A 15,573-nucleotide genomic window follows, 5' to 3' on the forward strand; every position below is an offset into this window, starting at 1 on the left:
AAATTATGAAGCATTTTTGTCTTTTTTACTTTCCTCTAGTTTATTTTTCTTGCCATTCTTTTCAACTTTGCTTTTTTCAATAGATTTAGCTACTGGCTTTTGAATTTCTTTATTTAAGATTTCAGATATAGCAGACTTTAGGATTTTTATTTCAATTTTTGGTGCTATTTCTAGTATTAGTTGTGCATTTACTTCGTCAACTTTGTTTACTTCACCTATTATTCCACTAGAAGTAATAACCGTATCACCACGTTTTATTTGATCTATCATCCTTCTATGTTCTTTTAGTTTTTTGTGATTGGGGCGAATAATGAGAAAATAAAATACTACAAATATTAAAATGAGTGGAATAAAGCTAGCAACAGATGCTGATACATTGTTACTCGCATCTGCCGCAAAAACCTCAGAAATAAACATATTTAATCCCAATTATTAACGATAAAATTAAATAGATTAAGCAGCAATTACAATATCATGTCAAGTCTCTGAAAGAAATTAATTCAAATTAATAAGAAACTTAAAGAATTTTAAGGTGTTTCTGCTGTAATGGCGGGAGTGATGAGACTTGAACTCACGACCTCATGCGTGACAGGCATGCGCTCTAACCAACTGAGCTACACCCCCCATTGCTTTTTAACGTTTGCAACTTTAAAGCTAATCAACGTGTTGCCACTTGTCAATATTTTTTGTTTGCGCTTTTTTGTCTTTTTTATTACTATGTAAATAACTTAATTTCACACATGGCTTATGCAAATAGTCCCATTAGGGTTATGCCATGGAAGGTAAACTATTTGGAGGAGTAAATATGATAAATTTGCCTAAAGTTACTATACGTGATTTAGCTGAATCTGGTGTGCATTTTGGCCATAAAGTTAGTCGCTGGAATGCGAAAATGGCCCCATATATATATGGTATACATCAACAGAATCGTATACACATAATAGACTTACGAAAAACATTACCATTGTTAGAGGTGGCGATGAAAGCTTTATACGATGTTGCATCTCAAGATGGTCGCATTTTATTTGTTGGTACGAAATTTCAAGCTTTAGATATTGTTGCAAGTGAAGCAGTTCGTTGTGGTCAGTATTATGTAAATGATCGATGGCTTGGTGGTATGCTTACTAATTGGAACACTGTTTCTTCTTCGATAAAAACTTTGATACAATATGAGAAAATATCCAATGATGAAGATAGCATCTTAACAAAAAAAGAATTAGGAAACATTGAAAAGAAAAGAAAAAAGCTTGATAAAGAATTGGGTGGAATTAGAGAAATGGGAGCAGTTCCTGATATTTTATTTATTATTGATACTAACAAAGAGCATATAGCGGTTAAAGAGGCTAAAAAACTGGGTATTCCTGTAGTTGGAGTACTTGATACCAATTCTGACCCAGATGGTATTGCCTATCCTATACCAGGAAATGATGATTCAAGAAAATCAATAGAGCTCTGTTGTAAATTAGTTGCTGATTCTATATTAGCTGGAATAGAGTCTAGTTTGACAAGGTCTAGAGTTAAGGATGATGAGCTTATTCAAGAAAAAGAAGAGGATACTGTGCAAACTAAAAAGAAGCGTATTAAGGTTGAAACAGAAAGGGAGGTAATAGTAAGTAAATGAAGATGGATTCAAGTAGTATAAGGGAATTACGCGATAGAACAGGGCTTGGCTTAAGCGATTGTAAGAAAGCGTTAGAAGAGTGCGATGGTGATATTAAGAAAGCCGTTGATAGGTTACGTACAATAGGATTTGCTAAAGCTGACAAAAAGTCTGATAGAGTAGCTTCGGATGGGCTTATTGCTATGTGCTTGGCTAAAAATTATGGTGTATTGGTTAAAGTCAATTGTGAAACTGATTTTGTTGCTAGAAATGAGAAGTTCATAGCATTAGTTTCAAATTTAGCATCAATTGCTTGTCAAGAACGTTGTACTAGTCTTGATGAGTTAAAAAATGCCAAATATGAAGATGTTGGTACAGTGCAGGAAGCTATTATGAGTGGTACATCGGTTCTTGGTGAGAAGTTAGAGTTAAGCAATCTTTGCTACCTAGAGACTAAGGATGGGATTATTGCTGGCTATGTACATGGTGATATGAATGGCTTAGGTAAGATTGGTGCTTTAGTAGCATTGCAATCATCTGGTGATAAACAAGAGATTGGAAAGCAAATAGCTATGCATGTAGTTGCTATGAAACCTGAAGCTTTATCTATAGATGATTTAGATCAAGAAAAATTAAACAATGAGCGTTCTATAATTGAGGAGCAAGTAAAGAGCTTAAATAAACCTGAAGGGGTAGCGAAAAAAATAGTAGATGGACGAATGGCTAAATACTATGAAGAAGTTGTTCTGCTAGAGCAGAAGTTTATAAAAGATGATAAAATGAAGATTGCTGATTTTATAGAATCAAGTGCTGTTAAATTAGCTAATTATAAGTTACTTACTTTGGATGGTGCAAATAAGTAACAAAACTTCAGAAGTAAAATACCCCAGAGTGTTATTCAAAATCTCTGGGGAGGCTTTGATGGGATCAAAGCTATTTGGCCATGATATGGAAGTGATAGATAAACTATCCAAAGACATAGTTGAAGTTTGTAATCTCGGAGTTCAAGTTTGTATTGTTGTTGGTGGTGGGAATATTTTTCGTGGTGCATCAGCATCTTTAAGTGGCTGTGAAAGAGCAAGCAGTGATTATATTGGAATGCTTGGCACTGTCATTAATGCTTTAATTTTGCAAAATTTTTTAGAAAAAAGCTCTATAGTCTCTAGGGTGTTGTCTGCTATACCTATGACTACTATATGTGAGCCTTATATAAGAAGGAAGGCTATTCATCATTTAGAAGAGGGCAGGGTGATAATTTTTGCAGCAGGAACGGGTAATCCATTTTTTACTACGGATACAGCTGCAGCTTTACGCGCTGTTGAAATGAATTGTAATGTTATTTTAAAAGGTACGCAAGTAAGTGGCGTGTATTCTGCTGATCCAAAAAAAAATGAGAATGCTGTAATGTACGATAGGCTTTCTTACACAGATTTGTTAACTCGTGATTTGAAGGTTATGGATGCGTCAGCAATTTCACTTGCTCGTGAAAATTCTATTCCAATTGTAGTTTTTTCTTTGAAAAGTGAAAAAATGGTCAATATTATTAAAGGTCAAGGTACTTATACTATAGTCTCAGATTATAAACATTAGGTAATTTATGTTAAACGAAATAAAAGCTAAAACAAGAGAAAGAATGCTAAAAACTATTCAGTCTTTTCATGATGATATGAAAGGTGTACGTACTGGTAGAGCTAACTCATCATTACTTGATGGTATAGTTGTAAATATCTATGGTGGACATCAAAAACTGAACCAAGTTGCAGGCGTTTCAGCTATAGATAACAAAACTCTATCAGTTAAAGTTTGGGATGCTACTGTTATCGGTGAAGTAAAAAATGCGATAATCAATGCTAACCTGAATTTAAATCCTGTTGTTGAAGGAAATACTATACGTATAGTTCTTCCAGACTTAACACAAGAAACCCGTGAGAAGTTAGTGAAGTTATTGCATCAATTTTCTGAAAATGCACGAGTTGCGATTAGAAATATACGCAGAGATATTATGGAAGAAATAGAGGAAATGAAGAAAAATAAGGAAATCTCAGAAGATGATTTTCATGTTGCCAAAAAGGAAATACAAAACATTACTGATGATAATGTAAAAAAAGTCGATGACGACTTATCTATTAAAGAAAAGGATATATTGCATCATTAAGTTAATATGGAAGAATTTTCATTGTTGAAAAACATACAAGGATTCGATACATATGCAACTGTATGAATGCTGTGATTCAGATCTCATCATTACGCACACATTTGATCGTTATACCTTTTGAAATCTAGAAAAAAAGCTTTTCAGTTTGATTTTTTATTACGATAATTAAGTTTACACTCTTGAGCGAAAACGATGCTGAAACGCCTTTTCCTTATTTTTGCATTTGTATTACTCATCCCACTGTCAAATGTTGATGCCAGAAGATATATCAGAATTGTTGGATCTTCAACTGTTTTTCCTTTTATCTCATTTATATCTGAAGAATTCAGCCGTATATTTTCCTTTAAAACTCCGGTTGTAGAATCGATAGGAAGTGGATCAGGGTTCAAAATGTTTTGTTCAGGAATAGGGGAAGGCACACCAGATATCACTACTTCATCTCGCCCTATGAAGGAAGTAGAGAGAGAATTATGTAAAAGAAATAAAGTGAATGAAGTAATAGAGATCATAATTGGCTATGATGGAATTGTTATTGCAAATTCAAATCAAAGCCATAGATTTGATTTTACAAAAAATGACCTGTTTGAAACTTTATCTTCATATTCTGAAGACAATGATAGATTAGTAAAGAATAACAAGAAATTTTGGTCTGATGTAAATCAAGCTCTACCAAAAACAGAAATTAAAATCTATGGCCCACATCAAAATACAGGTACACATGAAACTTTGATTAATTTTATTATGCTTGATCAATATTCATGTATGAACTCAAGGATTTTCAAAGAGAATTATCAAGACCAAGAAAAAAGAAAGAAAGCATGTAGTAATATCAGAGATGATGGAAGATATATAGAAGTTGGAATTAATGAAAACATAATAATACAAAAGTTGAAGAGCAATAAAAATGCTTTAGGAATATTTAGCTTCAGCTTTTTAGCGAAAAACCAAGATGAGATTCAAGGAAGCACAATCGCAGGAATTGAGCCAACTTATAAAAATATATCATCGGGGGAGTATATGTTAGCAAGGCCTTTATATCTTTATATCAAGAAAGAACACTTAGATACTGTTGATGGATTAAGGGAATTCATTAGAGAAGTTGTAGACTCTATTAGTACTGAAGGTGGATATCTATCTAGGCTTGGTCTAATTCCACTTTCAAGTGAAAATATGAAGAAAGTCTTGGAAAAGGTTCGTGATATAATATGATGACTTTGGTATTTTTTTATTCTGGATACTAGGTTAACAATAGAACGTTTAAATTTCTTGTTTTTATTGTTATCATACTTAGCTTTCCTAAGCACTCATTTACTACAAAAACTTTCTACGAAATATAACAGGCTCTATTTGTGCTCACTTTAGAAAGTTGCGCGTTTTGCAGAACACATTTGGTGATAGGTTTCTCTATGGCTATTTCACAATTTTCTTTTATGCTTTTTTGTTCTTTGTAATCCTTAACTTCTTGAATAAAATCTTCAAGCCACTTCTCACTACCTATCTTGGCATGCCGTTGTTGCTCACCTTTAAGAAGTTTTATTACAGCTGCATCTTGATTTTCAGGCACTCTTTGATATTTAAGCCACAGGTCACGAATATCAGGAGAAGCTTTTTTCAAATGAGCTTCAAAGGTTGCTTTTGTGTCTTTTGTACTTTCTTCTTGTTGATCTTGATGGAATTTAAACCAGAAATCGCGAATCTCAGGAGAAGCTTTATTCCAAAGAAGTTTAGTAATTTCTTTTATATTTCTCAGATCTTCTTGTTTCAATCTTTTACCATCACCTATATATCGTTTATTAAGACCAACTTGCAGAGGATAAAGTAAAAGGGTAGTTTTGCTCTGTGAATGTATAGGTCTATTTAAAATCATTGCTAGATTTGTATCACAATCTTCTAATACTGCTTTAACTTTTTTAACATCTAAATAATCTATTGTTTGACGTAATTTGTGGTGAAGATCACTTATTCTCTTTAAGTTTTTCACTTTTTGCATATGCGAATCATCACTTCCTTTCGCTTCTTGTATAGCTATATCACACGAAATACTCTCAATTTTTTGCTCCATTTTCTGTATACATTGATTAATTTCCTTTTGATTTTTTTGGAATATAATAAATTGTGAAGTGGTACAAGGATTAGGTAGATCGCCTTTAAACTCTTCTTGTATATTACTAGGTAATTCGTTTTTCAAAACTTCTTGTATATCGCTATCGTGATTATTTTTTATATTCTCAAAGTTGCCTTTTATAGCTTCACTAATTAATGAATCTCGAATTTTTTTTTGTCTGTCAGTTAATAACATACCTTACCTCTATCTCTTATGGCAAATTTAGCGCTATAATTATACTTATTTATAATCAAGTCAAGAGAAAAAATTAGCAAAGCGGTTGAAGTTTTAATAACATATAGCTTTCAAAGTACTGTCTATGGAAAGTCTGCAAGTTTTACGTTCAATTGCGTTTATTGTGGGAATTTTTCTATTGTTGTTTGGCGTAGCAATGCTTATTCCTGCTATTACTAATAATTATCTAGGTTACGAATGGAAAAATTTTCTGGTTGGATTTATAGTTACCTGCATATTTAGTGCGATTTTTATTCTATTGGGTAAACTAAGTAGGTTACATGGAATGCCGGCAATTTTTGCGATTACCAGTTGTACCTGGATTGCATTATCTCTATTTGCAGCTATTCCATTTTATCTTGATAGTTTAAGCTACATTGATGCACTGTTTGAAGCAGTATCTGGGATTACAACCACAGGAGCAACTGTTCTAAGTTACATCGAGCAACAATCTCCGGGGATACTACTGTGGAGAGCAATGCTGCACGGTATAGGTGGTTTTGGAGTAATTACAGTAGGAATTGCAATTTTTCCCATATTTAAGGTTTTGAGCTTAAATAATTTACTCTATTCTGAGTACTCAGATGCTCTTAAAAGAAAGTTACCACATACGCGAAGCGTAGTAATACATATTGCAGAAATATATTACTGCCTAATTTTATTGTGCATATTTTCCTACTATCTAGCTGGCATGCCATTATTTGACGCAGTATGTCACGGAATGTCCGCTGTATCAACTGGTGGATTTGCTAACTATAACGATTCTATAGGCTACTACAATAACCCTATATTGGAGGTCATAACAATTATCTTTATGATTTTAGGCTCTTTACCTTTTCTGAGCTATTTAAAAATTATAAGACGATTAGACGTTTGTTATGATGAACAGGTCTCTTACTTTATTAAGATAGTTGTTATCTCATCTTTGCTTGCTTGTTTTTGGTTATATAAAAATTTTGACTTAGGAGTATTTTTATCATTTAGGTACAGCACATTCACCATTACCTCCTTTATCACATCAACTGGCTATGTAATGTGCAACTACTTGAATTGGAGCTTTATTTCAGTCTTAGCTTTCTTTTCAGCCTTTATTGGTGGATGTGGTGGTTCTGCTAGTGGTGGAATCAAAATCTTCCGTTTAGTCATTTTTCTAAAATCTATAAGGAATTACTTTAGCTCTTTATTAAATCCAAGTGAAAGCGATAGAGTAAAACTCAATGGTAAAATACTGGAAAATGATGAAGTTCAATCCGTCTTTACGTTTTTTGCGATTTACATGTTAACGTTCACTATATCATCAATAGTGATGTCTTACTTGAGCAATGCGGACTTTATAATTAGCATCAGCTCTGTTTCTGCAATGCTTACAAATTCTGGCCCAGGGTTTAGTAACCTAATAGGTCCTTCAGGTAATTATTCCTCCTTTAGTGGTGGAGTAAAGCTATTTCTATCGTTTTTGATGCTGCTTGGCAGGCTTGAAATATTGCCAATTTATTTTTGTATAGGTAGTTTATACTGGAAACTTTGCCATTCAAGAGTGTAACGCGAATTCAGGTTTACATTTAAATTCTATTACATATTATTATAAGTATTACAAAACTTTAAAGGACAATTATGGCAGTTATGCCAGATAAATGGATAAGGGAAAAGGCTGAAAACTCTAGAATGATAGAGCCTTTTGTGAATCATAAAAGCAGTAAGGGTGTTGTATCTTTCGGATTATCATCTTATGGCTATGATGCAAGAGTTAGTAATAAGTTTAAGATTTTTACTAATGTTAATTCAGCTATTGTAGACCCCAAGAATTTTTCTGAGAATAGTTTCATAGATAAGGAAACAGATGTATGTATAATCCCACCAAATAGTTTTGTACTTGCCAGCACGGTGGAATATTTTCGTATACCAAGGAATGTACTGGTAATTTGTGTTGGTAAATCAACTTATGCAAGATGTGGTATTATAGTAAACGTCACACCTTTAGAGCCTGGATGGGAAGGTCACGTCACACTTGAATTCTCTAACACTACTCCACTTCCTGCAAAAATTTACGCTAATGAAGGAGCATGCCAATTTGTGTTTTTAAGCGGCGAAAGTGAATGCGAGAAATCATACGATGATATGAAAGGAAAATATATGAATCAACATGGTATCACTTTGCCGTTAGTTAAGTGATTACTTTAGATAAAGCTAGATATTGATTCTTTGTATTGAAGATTAGCAAAATTTTCTTTTATTAGTTCATCACATTTTTTATCACCTAAAACTGCACGTGCAGAGTGATTTTTAAATGATTCTATAAAGCTAATAAAGAAATTTGTAGAAGGATTACTTAAAGCTTTTGCAACTTCTTTTTTTTCTTCATCATTGGCAAGCTGATTAAATAATTCTTCACCTTTTTTTTGTAGCTCATTTTGAAATTCTTGTTTTACAGTAGCCTTATCCGCTCTTTGCAAGAAGGAAAACTCTTCAAAAGTGTACAAGGAAGAGACAATACTGTTAAAGGTACCAGTAAAACATGCACTGCCAACAAGTACTCCGTATTCTGTTTGCGATTCTACTAAATGTTTAACCAGTTGATATTTTCTCTGTGATATGCGGGTATTAATATCTATATTATTATCAGTACTTTTTTTATTTTTATCCTTACAAGCTTTCCAAACCAAACTTAAAACTTGCTTCAATCTTAATCCACTTCCACTATGTGAATCAGGGTCATTTTTTATACGCTTTAGGCACTCAAGCGCATGTTTTTGCTCATCTGCTGTGAGTTGATCTTTATCTACAGCTTTTTGTGTGCCATTTGCTATGCACTCTAACTGATCAATAAATCCTTCTATTTCCTTTATAAACTTATCATCAACATAAGGCTCGCCATAGTTTTCTTTTAGCTTTTGAACGTTAATATTAATTGCATCATTTACATTAGTATCATGCGTTGTTTGTGGGATACGCGCTGCCTCCATAAATGCTTCAGTTCTTTGATCTAACCATTCTGGTAATTTGCCTCCTGCAAGAACATATAGCTTACTCAATGCTTGAGCGACTAGAGTTAATGCTAGAACAAGAACAATAGATGCTATGAGTAATACTACAGCTAAACCAATGACTAGCCACCTCACAGGGGCTAGTAAAATATCTCTTAATTTTGACGTTCTTTGTATGTTACCTGGTGTATTTACTACCACTGGCATAATTAATTTTAAATAGTATCACTATCGTCAATATATTATATTTCTCTTATTTTGTCAACTCACATTTCTACTTCTGTACTTTTTCATTCTTTCTTCTAATTACTATAGATGCATTTCTTTATTAATTGATATCCTCTCAAGCAGCTAAAACTGATTGCATTCGCCTAGTTACAAAAAAATGTCTGTGCTAAAACATGCTCATATATAGCTCTTTTTCTAATAGTTTGAATAGCTGGATATTCTTTCTGGCTCAATTTTTTATAGCAAACCAATGGTTTGATTAAAATCAGGAGAATATGGAGGCAGATATATAACTTCAGCACCGATACTTTTAACAAATTCACTTATTTTCTATAAAAAGTTGCATTATCCAAAATCACCCAGCAATAAAGCTTGAACTAGCTATTAAAAACGTCTGTATCGCAGTAGCCTTCAAAAATCATAGGCGCCATAATTTTTCCCTTATTCAAAGCTGCAATCATACTAATACGCTGACTTTTGTGTTATCAATTCCAGATTAGTCGATATATACAAGAATTTCAGTGTTTTTTGTTGCTATGAGTTTTTTAAGCTCAGCACGTTTTTTCTGCGTCCTTAAATAGTCCTAATTTTAATTTGTTTTGAGTTTAAAGTCTTTCGTTAGGTTTGCAGAATACATTTCCTTATTATCTTGGTTATAGAAAGTAAATTTGTGATCGTCTAAACCTAATATTGCAAAGCCAAAGCCGAAAAAGTTTCTAACTTCGTGTGCTAAGTAATTTCTACTATTTGGATAGTTAAATTCTACGTTTTGATAAACAGGTTCTTGATCTTGAGCGTGTAATAATGCACCGCCGTTTCCAACTATAATCTGATCTGGAACATTATCCATTAATAAAATCTGGGCTATATGAATGTGGCCAGAAACTATGGTAGTAACATTGCTTGGAAATTTATCTCCAAAAGCTTCAATTTGTGTAAGATTACCATGGCTTTTTAATGTCAAAAATTCTTTTTTTGGAGATCTCCAAAGTGGTTTATGAGTCAAAAACCACGTGGGCTTATCTTGTATCAATTTATCAAACTGCCTCTCAAAAGCATCAACTGTGCTTTGGGTTGTAAAAATTTCCTCACCGGATGAAGAGTCGAAGATAAAAAACTTCATCGGCCCAGCATCTAAGAACCAACTGGAAATAAGATCTTCACATTTTTGAGGGAAAAAGGGGTATGAATCTAAATATCTGAACCATCCTTCATAAGCTCTATTACAACTCTCATGATTTCCACGAACAAAAAGAAAAGGAGATTGTGTTAAAATATCTTTTGCAGGCTCAAACCAATCAGCGTACCAAGCTTCTTTGCTATATCCATAAATATCGCCGCACTTTTTTGTGTTTCTACATTTTGTTTGTCTATAATGATAATCACCAACATGGATAATTAAATCTGGTTTATGAAAAGCGATTGAATCTAAATTTTTTTTCAAAGGCCAGTTATCTACAGAATTACATTCTTGCCGAAATAACATATTTATTCTACATCCTGTATCGCCAATGAAGGCAATTTTGCTGATCTTTTCCGCTAATACGGGAACTTTTATATTGTCAATACTAATGTTTTGAGCATTTGTTTCTACTATCAGTTCACAAACTGTTTCGGTATTGTTAATTGAGCTGCGATTTAGCATTTCTACTGCCTTATTATCGACGTAAGCAATGGGACACATGTTATTGTCTATAATCGCACGTATGCTTAATTTATTTTCTGGAATGATTTGAGACCATGTGTACAATATTTGTGCATGAGTGGGGTAAAAGCTAATTGTAAGAGATAGAATTAAAAAAATGAAGATATTAGCTATTTTCATTTGTATAAAGACCTAAATTAAGAATTAGCAGTAAGATTATCTTAAATGATTAAAGTTTGTAACCATAAAATTCATAGTTAAATTATACAGGCATTTCCTAAATTATCCTAGTATCAGATTGACACTTTAGATGAAAAATCCTAAAATGATTAAGTAATTTAAAGTAATTATATAGAAACTAGAATAAAGTGCGGTCGTGGTGGAATTGGTAGACACGCAGCGTTGAGGTCGCTGTGGCTCACAAAGCCTTGGAAGTTCAAGTCTTCTCGACCGCACCAAGTTGTTTGGTGTAGGTGAAATGTTTATAGGAAATCAAAGTAGAAATAAAGTAGAAAGGGCCATCAGTGAAGTCAGGCGTGGTCTTCCAATTTTAATATATGATGATGAAAATAACTATCTATTGCTTGCTGCTGCTGAAACTTTAGAAAAAAATTTATTTAGTCAATATAAGCTTATATCAGGTAATGTGTATGTTACTTTGACTGCAAGTAAGGTAAAATACATATGTCAGAGTAAAGAACATAGTAGCAAACGTCTGTTGATAAGCAATTTTGATGAACTGCTCCATTTAATAAACTGTTCAAAGGAAGATTGGATAAAAGAGTTGCAATGCTCAAAGACAATAGATGCTTATGCTGTTGCCTTGCTTAAGTTCTCAGAATTATTGCCATACGCGTTAGTGGCTGATATGACTTTTGAGAATAAACATGAAATGCGAAATTGGTGTGAAGAAAATGACATTATTGCACTAAATACGTTACTTGTGAATGATTTTCAACAAAATCATAGTGTGTATGGAGTGTGCAAAACATCATTATTTTTAAAACAGACTCAAGAAGTAGATATCATATCTTATAGAACCAAAAGTGGCGGAAGAGAACATTATGCAATTATCATTGGCAATCCAGATAAAGATAATGAGCCATTAGTGAGAATTCATTCTTCATGCTATACAGGAGACTTATTAGACAGCTTATCATGTGATTGCAGAAGCCAGTTACATCAAGCGATTCAAATAATGACCGACTTTGGGAATGGCATTATATTATACTTGATGCAAGATGGGAGAGGCATTGGTTTAACTAATAAGTTAAGAGCATACAGTATGCAAAGAAAATATAATCTTGATACTGTTGATGCAAATAGAGTATTGGGTTTTGAAGATGATGAAAGGAGCTTTGCTGTTGCAGCTAAAATACTTAAGAAATTGAACATTAACAAAATACAATTACTTACAAACAATGGTAGAAAGTTATCAGAGTTGAAAAATAACGGTATAGAAGTTACAAAGTGTATACCACTTATTATGGAACGCAATGAATATAATGATTCATATATGGAAACAAAATTTGGCAAGTTAGGCCATGGATTAAGGGTTTATTAGCTTTTTTGTTATAACTACTTTGTTAGCTTGCTATGTTAATTAATATAAGTTAAGATTTTTAAGAATATTGAGATGCTGAAATTTTTAAAACAAGAAAAAAGTAATGATTCATTGGATAAGGATATAAATTGGAATTCAAGTCGCTATAGCACAGTTGTTGCTCAGAGAAATACTTTACTTTTATTTACATTAATATTACTAGTTGCAATTTCTATAAGCATATTAGCTATATTTAAAATTAGCACAAGTAGCACTATTGAGCCATTCGTTATAGAAATTGATAAAAAGTCAGGAATAGTGCAATTGGTTGATCCTGTTACAGTAAAACAATATTCTGCAAATGAAACGCTGAACGATTATTTTATTTCAGAGTATATAAAAGCAAGGGAGGTTTTTGATCCATATAATTATAATTATAATTATTATACAAAAGTAAGGTTGTTTTCTTCGCCTAGTGTATATAGTGAATTTAGCAATTATATAAAATCGCAGAATATGAATGACCTTTTTAATTTATATTCAGATGCTAAAGGTGAGTTGAAAATTCGTTCAATTCAAAAATTAGGTAACGATGCTCTTCAAGTGAGATTTTCTATAGAATTTACACGAAAAGATGGAAATTCCTCAAGGAAAAATAAGATAGTTGTGATGTCGTATAAATATGCATCGCTTGAAATGAATGATCAGCAAAGATATATTAACCCGTTAGGGTTTCAAGTTATTTCATATAGAGTAGATGATGAATATGTGTAGGATATTGTTAGTTTTAGCTTTACTAATAAGTGGCAACTTAAATGCATCTATTAATAATAAACCTATTTCTGTAGATAGTAGAATAAAGACTTTTGTATATAGCCCTAATGAGGTGTTTACAGTAATTTTTAGTCAAGGTTACTATTCTTATATTGAGTTTGCAGAAGGGGAAAAAGTCAAAAATATTGCTGTTGGTGATGCATCAAGTTGGAAAATTAATCCTTATGATAATAAACTGCTTGTCATGCCATTTGAAGTCAGTAGTCGCACTAACATGATTATTACGACAACTAAAAAGAGAAATTACATTTTTGATCTAATTTCAAGACCAAATTACGATAAATACCCAGATACTGATGCTAAAAAAGTGGATCATGATTATTCCGTTGAAAAGGATATATCTTACGTAATACGTTTTTATTATCCTCAAGAAGAAGATGAATTTGATGTTGATTTAGATGAGGTTTCTTTACCTACTCAAATGCAATACATTACAGAAAAGCCAGAAAAAATAATACAAGAAAATAATACGAGGTACAACTATACATATATTGATGAAGGTGGTAACGTAGATATAGTTCCAATTGAGTTATTCGATGATGGTTATTTAACCTATTTAAAGTTTAGAAATAGTAATAAAATTCCTCAGATTTTTATAGAAGGCGAATCCTGTAAAAGGCTGTTATTTGATGATTATGTTGTAATAAAAGGAGTACATAAAAAGCTATTAATGCGTTATGAAGGTAGTGAAGTTGAAGTTATAAATAGGTCACTTTAGTTGTGGTACATATAATATGAGTAAAGAAAGGCATAATAGTGTAGAAGATGAATCAGAGATAGAAAGCAAGGTAGTAACAGTTGGCTCTAATCAAGGTTATAAGGCATTGATGATAGTTATGGTAGCGCTCTTAGTTGGTGGAGTGTACTATCTTTATTTTAGTCCTTCTAATAAAGAGGGTCCAGAGATTGTTAAAAAAGAGGAAACAAAGCAAAACATTCAAGAATTGAAAGGAAAGTTAGAACAAGTTCCAGATAATGCAATAGTTTCCGAAAGAGTAGTAACTGATCTCTTGCCACCCTTACCTCCTCTTCCTATTCCACAAGTCATACCAGAAGTAAAACAAATCAAAAAAGAGGAAGTGACAAAAAAAGAAGAGCAACTAAAAGAAATTCCCTTGTCAAATATACCTGTTTTACCAAAGCAAAATTTTCCTTCTGGTAATGTTATTAGCAATTTGCCTACTTCATTTCCTACAATAGGGGGTGGCGGTTATCCTAGAGACAGACGTAGTGCACAAATGTTAGCAATTTCAGGTAGTAGTGGGGAAGGTAAAGCTACAGATGCTGTTTTATCCAATACCTCAGCACAATCGAGCAAAGCTACCAAAGCTGGAAAGCTTGGTTTAATGATTATTCAAGGTAAAGTTATTGACGCTATTCTTGAAACTGCAATAAGTTCTGACTTACAAGGAATGCTCCGTGCTGTTGTTAGTAGAGACGTTTATGCAGAAACTGGTGATACAATTTTAATACCAAAAGGTTCAAGGTTAATAGGTGGTTATTCATTCGACTCAAATGTTGCAAAAGCCCGCGTGAACATAAATTGGAATAGGATCATTCTTCCTCATGGTATAGATGTTGCTATTGCATCATCTGGTACCGATGAGCTTGGAAGGGCAGGGATAGCTGGAATAGTTGATAATAAAATAGCAAGTGCATTATTCTCTTCAGTGGCACTTGCTGGTGTTTCGATTGGTTCAGCTGTTGTAGGACAAAAAGCCTCTAATCTTATCGATGCGCTAACTGCCATGGATGCAGTGAAGTCTATTACTGCAACTGAAATAGATATTTCTTCTCTCAAAGGGGCTATTGTTGAGAGATTGGAGAATTCTATAAAAACTGAAGTTGGGAAGGTAGGAGACGAAAAATGGAAATTGGGTATTAGGGCTATTGAAAAAATTCGAAATGCTAAAAGTGATCAGGATTTGCTGAGAATAATAAAGGAAGAAATAGTAAGTGTGATAAAAAGTTCTGGAGCTAGTGGAGTTGATGCAATTACTAGTGATAATATCGGTATAACTTTAGACGATGTACGTCAACTGTTGAGGCAAACTCAGAAAAGAAGCAAATCTGTTTATGATGAAGCAATAGGGAAGTCAATCAATGATTTTTCCAAAGACATGCGAGATATAGTTGATAGGAGTGTAGATAAAAAACCAACTATTTATGTTAATCAAGGAACTTCATTGAAAGTATTTGTTAACCAAGATATAGTATTTCCTCCACAGTCAATATTAAATAACTGA

The 15,573-nt window shown here is 32.9% G+C and carries 15 protein-coding genes, 2 tRNA genes and 1 pseudogene; 12 read left to right on the plus strand and 6 right to left on the minus strand.

What is annotated here, in order from left to right:
• Window positions 1-3 precede the first annotated feature (3 nt).
• Together yajC and OM967_RS07360 are read right to left on the minus strand one after the other, a co-directional pair.
• Window positions 4-417, minus strand: coding sequence for a preprotein translocase subunit YajC (yajC, locus tag OM967_RS07355; RefSeq protein WP_264337852.1), 414 nt, complete (start codon window positions 415-417; stop codon window positions 4-6).
• Window positions 418-547: 130 nt separating this feature from the next.
• Window positions 548-624: transfer RNA gene (locus OM967_RS07360), tRNA-Asp, on the minus strand.
• A 181-nt stretch (window positions 625-805) separates the two neighbouring features.
• Here OM967_RS07360 and rpsB point away from each other — a divergent pair.
• The 5 genes from rpsB (at window position 806) to OM967_RS07385 (ending at window position 4,964) form a co-directional block, all read left to right on the plus strand.
• Window positions 806-1,621: a 30S ribosomal protein S2 gene (gene rpsB / locus OM967_RS07365; protein ID WP_264337892.1), complete on the plus strand. Its 816-nt coding sequence runs from the start codon at window positions 806-808 to the stop codon at window positions 1,619-1,621.
• Entirely contained in the window at window positions 1,618-2,463 is an 846-nt protein-coding gene (gene tsf, locus OM967_RS07370; protein ID WP_264337853.1) for a translation elongation factor Ts, read from the plus strand. The genes rpsB and tsf overlap by 4 nt, the downstream gene beginning before the upstream one ends.
• Window positions 2,447-3,190, plus strand: a complete 744-nt coding sequence (gene pyrH, locus OM967_RS07375; RefSeq protein ID WP_015588403.1) for a UMP kinase — start codon at window positions 2,447-2,449, stop codon at window positions 3,188-3,190. Before tsf ends, pyrH begins: the two co-directional genes overlap by 17 nt.
• Window positions 3,191-3,197: 7 nt before the next feature.
• Entirely contained in the window at window positions 3,198-3,755 is a 558-nt protein-coding gene (gene frr / locus OM967_RS07380; protein ID WP_211907935.1) for a ribosome recycling factor, read from the plus strand.
• A gap of 192 nt (window positions 3,756-3,947) precedes the next feature.
• Window positions 3,948-4,964 carry a substrate-binding domain-containing protein gene (locus OM967_RS07385; protein ID WP_135352867.1) on the plus strand — a complete coding sequence of 339 codons (1,017 nt, stop codon included), beginning with the start codon at window positions 3,948-3,950 and terminating at the stop codon, window positions 4,962-4,964.
• 115 nt (window positions 4,965-5,079) lie between these two features.
• On the opposite strand, the gene OM967_RS07390 is transcribed toward OM967_RS07385, so the two are convergent.
• Window positions 5,080-6,054 carry a hypothetical protein gene (locus OM967_RS07390; RefSeq protein ID WP_264337854.1) on the minus strand — a complete coding sequence of 325 codons (975 nt, stop codon included), beginning with the start codon at window positions 6,052-6,054 and terminating at the stop codon, window positions 5,080-5,082.
• Window positions 6,055-6,178: 124 nt separating this feature from the next.
• Between OM967_RS07390 and OM967_RS07395 the strand changes: the two genes are divergently transcribed.
• Both OM967_RS07395 and dcd read left to right on the plus strand, forming a co-directional pair.
• Window positions 6,179-7,636 (plus strand): TrkH family potassium uptake protein, encoded by a 1,458-nt coding sequence (locus OM967_RS07395; RefSeq protein ID WP_250120329.1) that lies wholly within the window; start codon window positions 6,179-6,181, stop codon window positions 7,634-7,636.
• Between the two features lie 71 nt (window positions 7,637-7,707).
• Complete coding sequence (dcd, locus tag OM967_RS07400; RefSeq protein WP_006012513.1) at window positions 7,708-8,265, plus strand: dCTP deaminase; 558 nt, start codon at window positions 7,708-7,710, stop codon at window positions 8,263-8,265.
• Window positions 8,266-8,270: 5 nt separating this feature from the next.
• Here dcd and OM967_RS07405 read toward each other — a convergent pair whose 3' ends face one another.
• From OM967_RS07405 to OM967_RS07415, 3 genes and pseudogenes are all read right to left on the minus strand, one after another.
• A complete protein-coding gene (locus OM967_RS07405; RefSeq protein ID WP_250120331.1) occupies window positions 8,271-9,284 on the minus strand; it encodes a hypothetical protein in 1,014 nt (337 codons plus the stop codon).
• 253 nt (window positions 9,285-9,537) lie between these two features.
• Window positions 9,538-9,879, minus strand: a pseudogene (locus OM967_RS07410) (transposase); the annotation flags it as partial.
• Between the two features lie 15 nt (window positions 9,880-9,894).
• Window positions 9,895-11,130: a metallophosphoesterase family protein gene (locus OM967_RS07415; RefSeq protein WP_264337855.1), complete on the minus strand. Its 1,236-nt coding sequence runs from the start codon at window positions 11,128-11,130 to the stop codon at window positions 9,895-9,897.
• Between the two features lie 190 nt (window positions 11,131-11,320).
• Between OM967_RS07415 and OM967_RS07420 the strand changes: the two genes are divergently transcribed.
• The 5 genes from OM967_RS07420 (at window position 11,321) to OM967_RS07440 (ending at window position 15,573) form a co-directional block, all read left to right on the plus strand.
• Window positions 11,321-11,408: transfer RNA gene (locus OM967_RS07420), tRNA-Leu, on the plus strand.
• Window positions 11,409-11,428: 20 nt separating this feature from the next.
• Window positions 11,429-12,514: a GTP cyclohydrolase II gene (locus tag OM967_RS07425; protein WP_264337856.1), complete on the plus strand. Its 1,086-nt coding sequence runs from the start codon at window positions 11,429-11,431 to the stop codon at window positions 12,512-12,514.
• Between the two features lie 72 nt (window positions 12,515-12,586).
• Window positions 12,587-13,267, plus strand: coding sequence for a VirB8 family type IV secretion system protein (locus tag OM967_RS07430; RefSeq protein WP_211907953.1), 681 nt, complete (start codon window positions 12,587-12,589; stop codon window positions 13,265-13,267).
• Window positions 13,254-14,045 (plus strand): P-type conjugative transfer protein VirB9, encoded by a 792-nt coding sequence (virB9, locus tag OM967_RS07435; RefSeq protein WP_019236950.1) that lies wholly within the window; start codon window positions 13,254-13,256, stop codon window positions 14,043-14,045. The genes OM967_RS07430 and virB9 overlap by 14 nt, the downstream gene beginning before the upstream one ends.
• 16 nt (window positions 14,046-14,061) lie before the next feature.
• The gene (locus tag OM967_RS07440; protein WP_211907955.1) at window positions 14,062-15,573 is read left to right on the plus strand and encodes a TraB/TrbI/VirB10 family type IV secretion system protein; all 1,512 of its coding nucleotides are present in this window, start codon (window positions 14,062-14,064) and stop codon (window positions 15,571-15,573) included.

It is taken from the genome of Wolbachia endosymbiont (group B) of Dolichovespula media, from assembly GCF_947179505.1.
GTDB lineage: Bacteria > Pseudomonadota > Alphaproteobacteria > Rickettsiales > Anaplasmataceae > Wolbachia.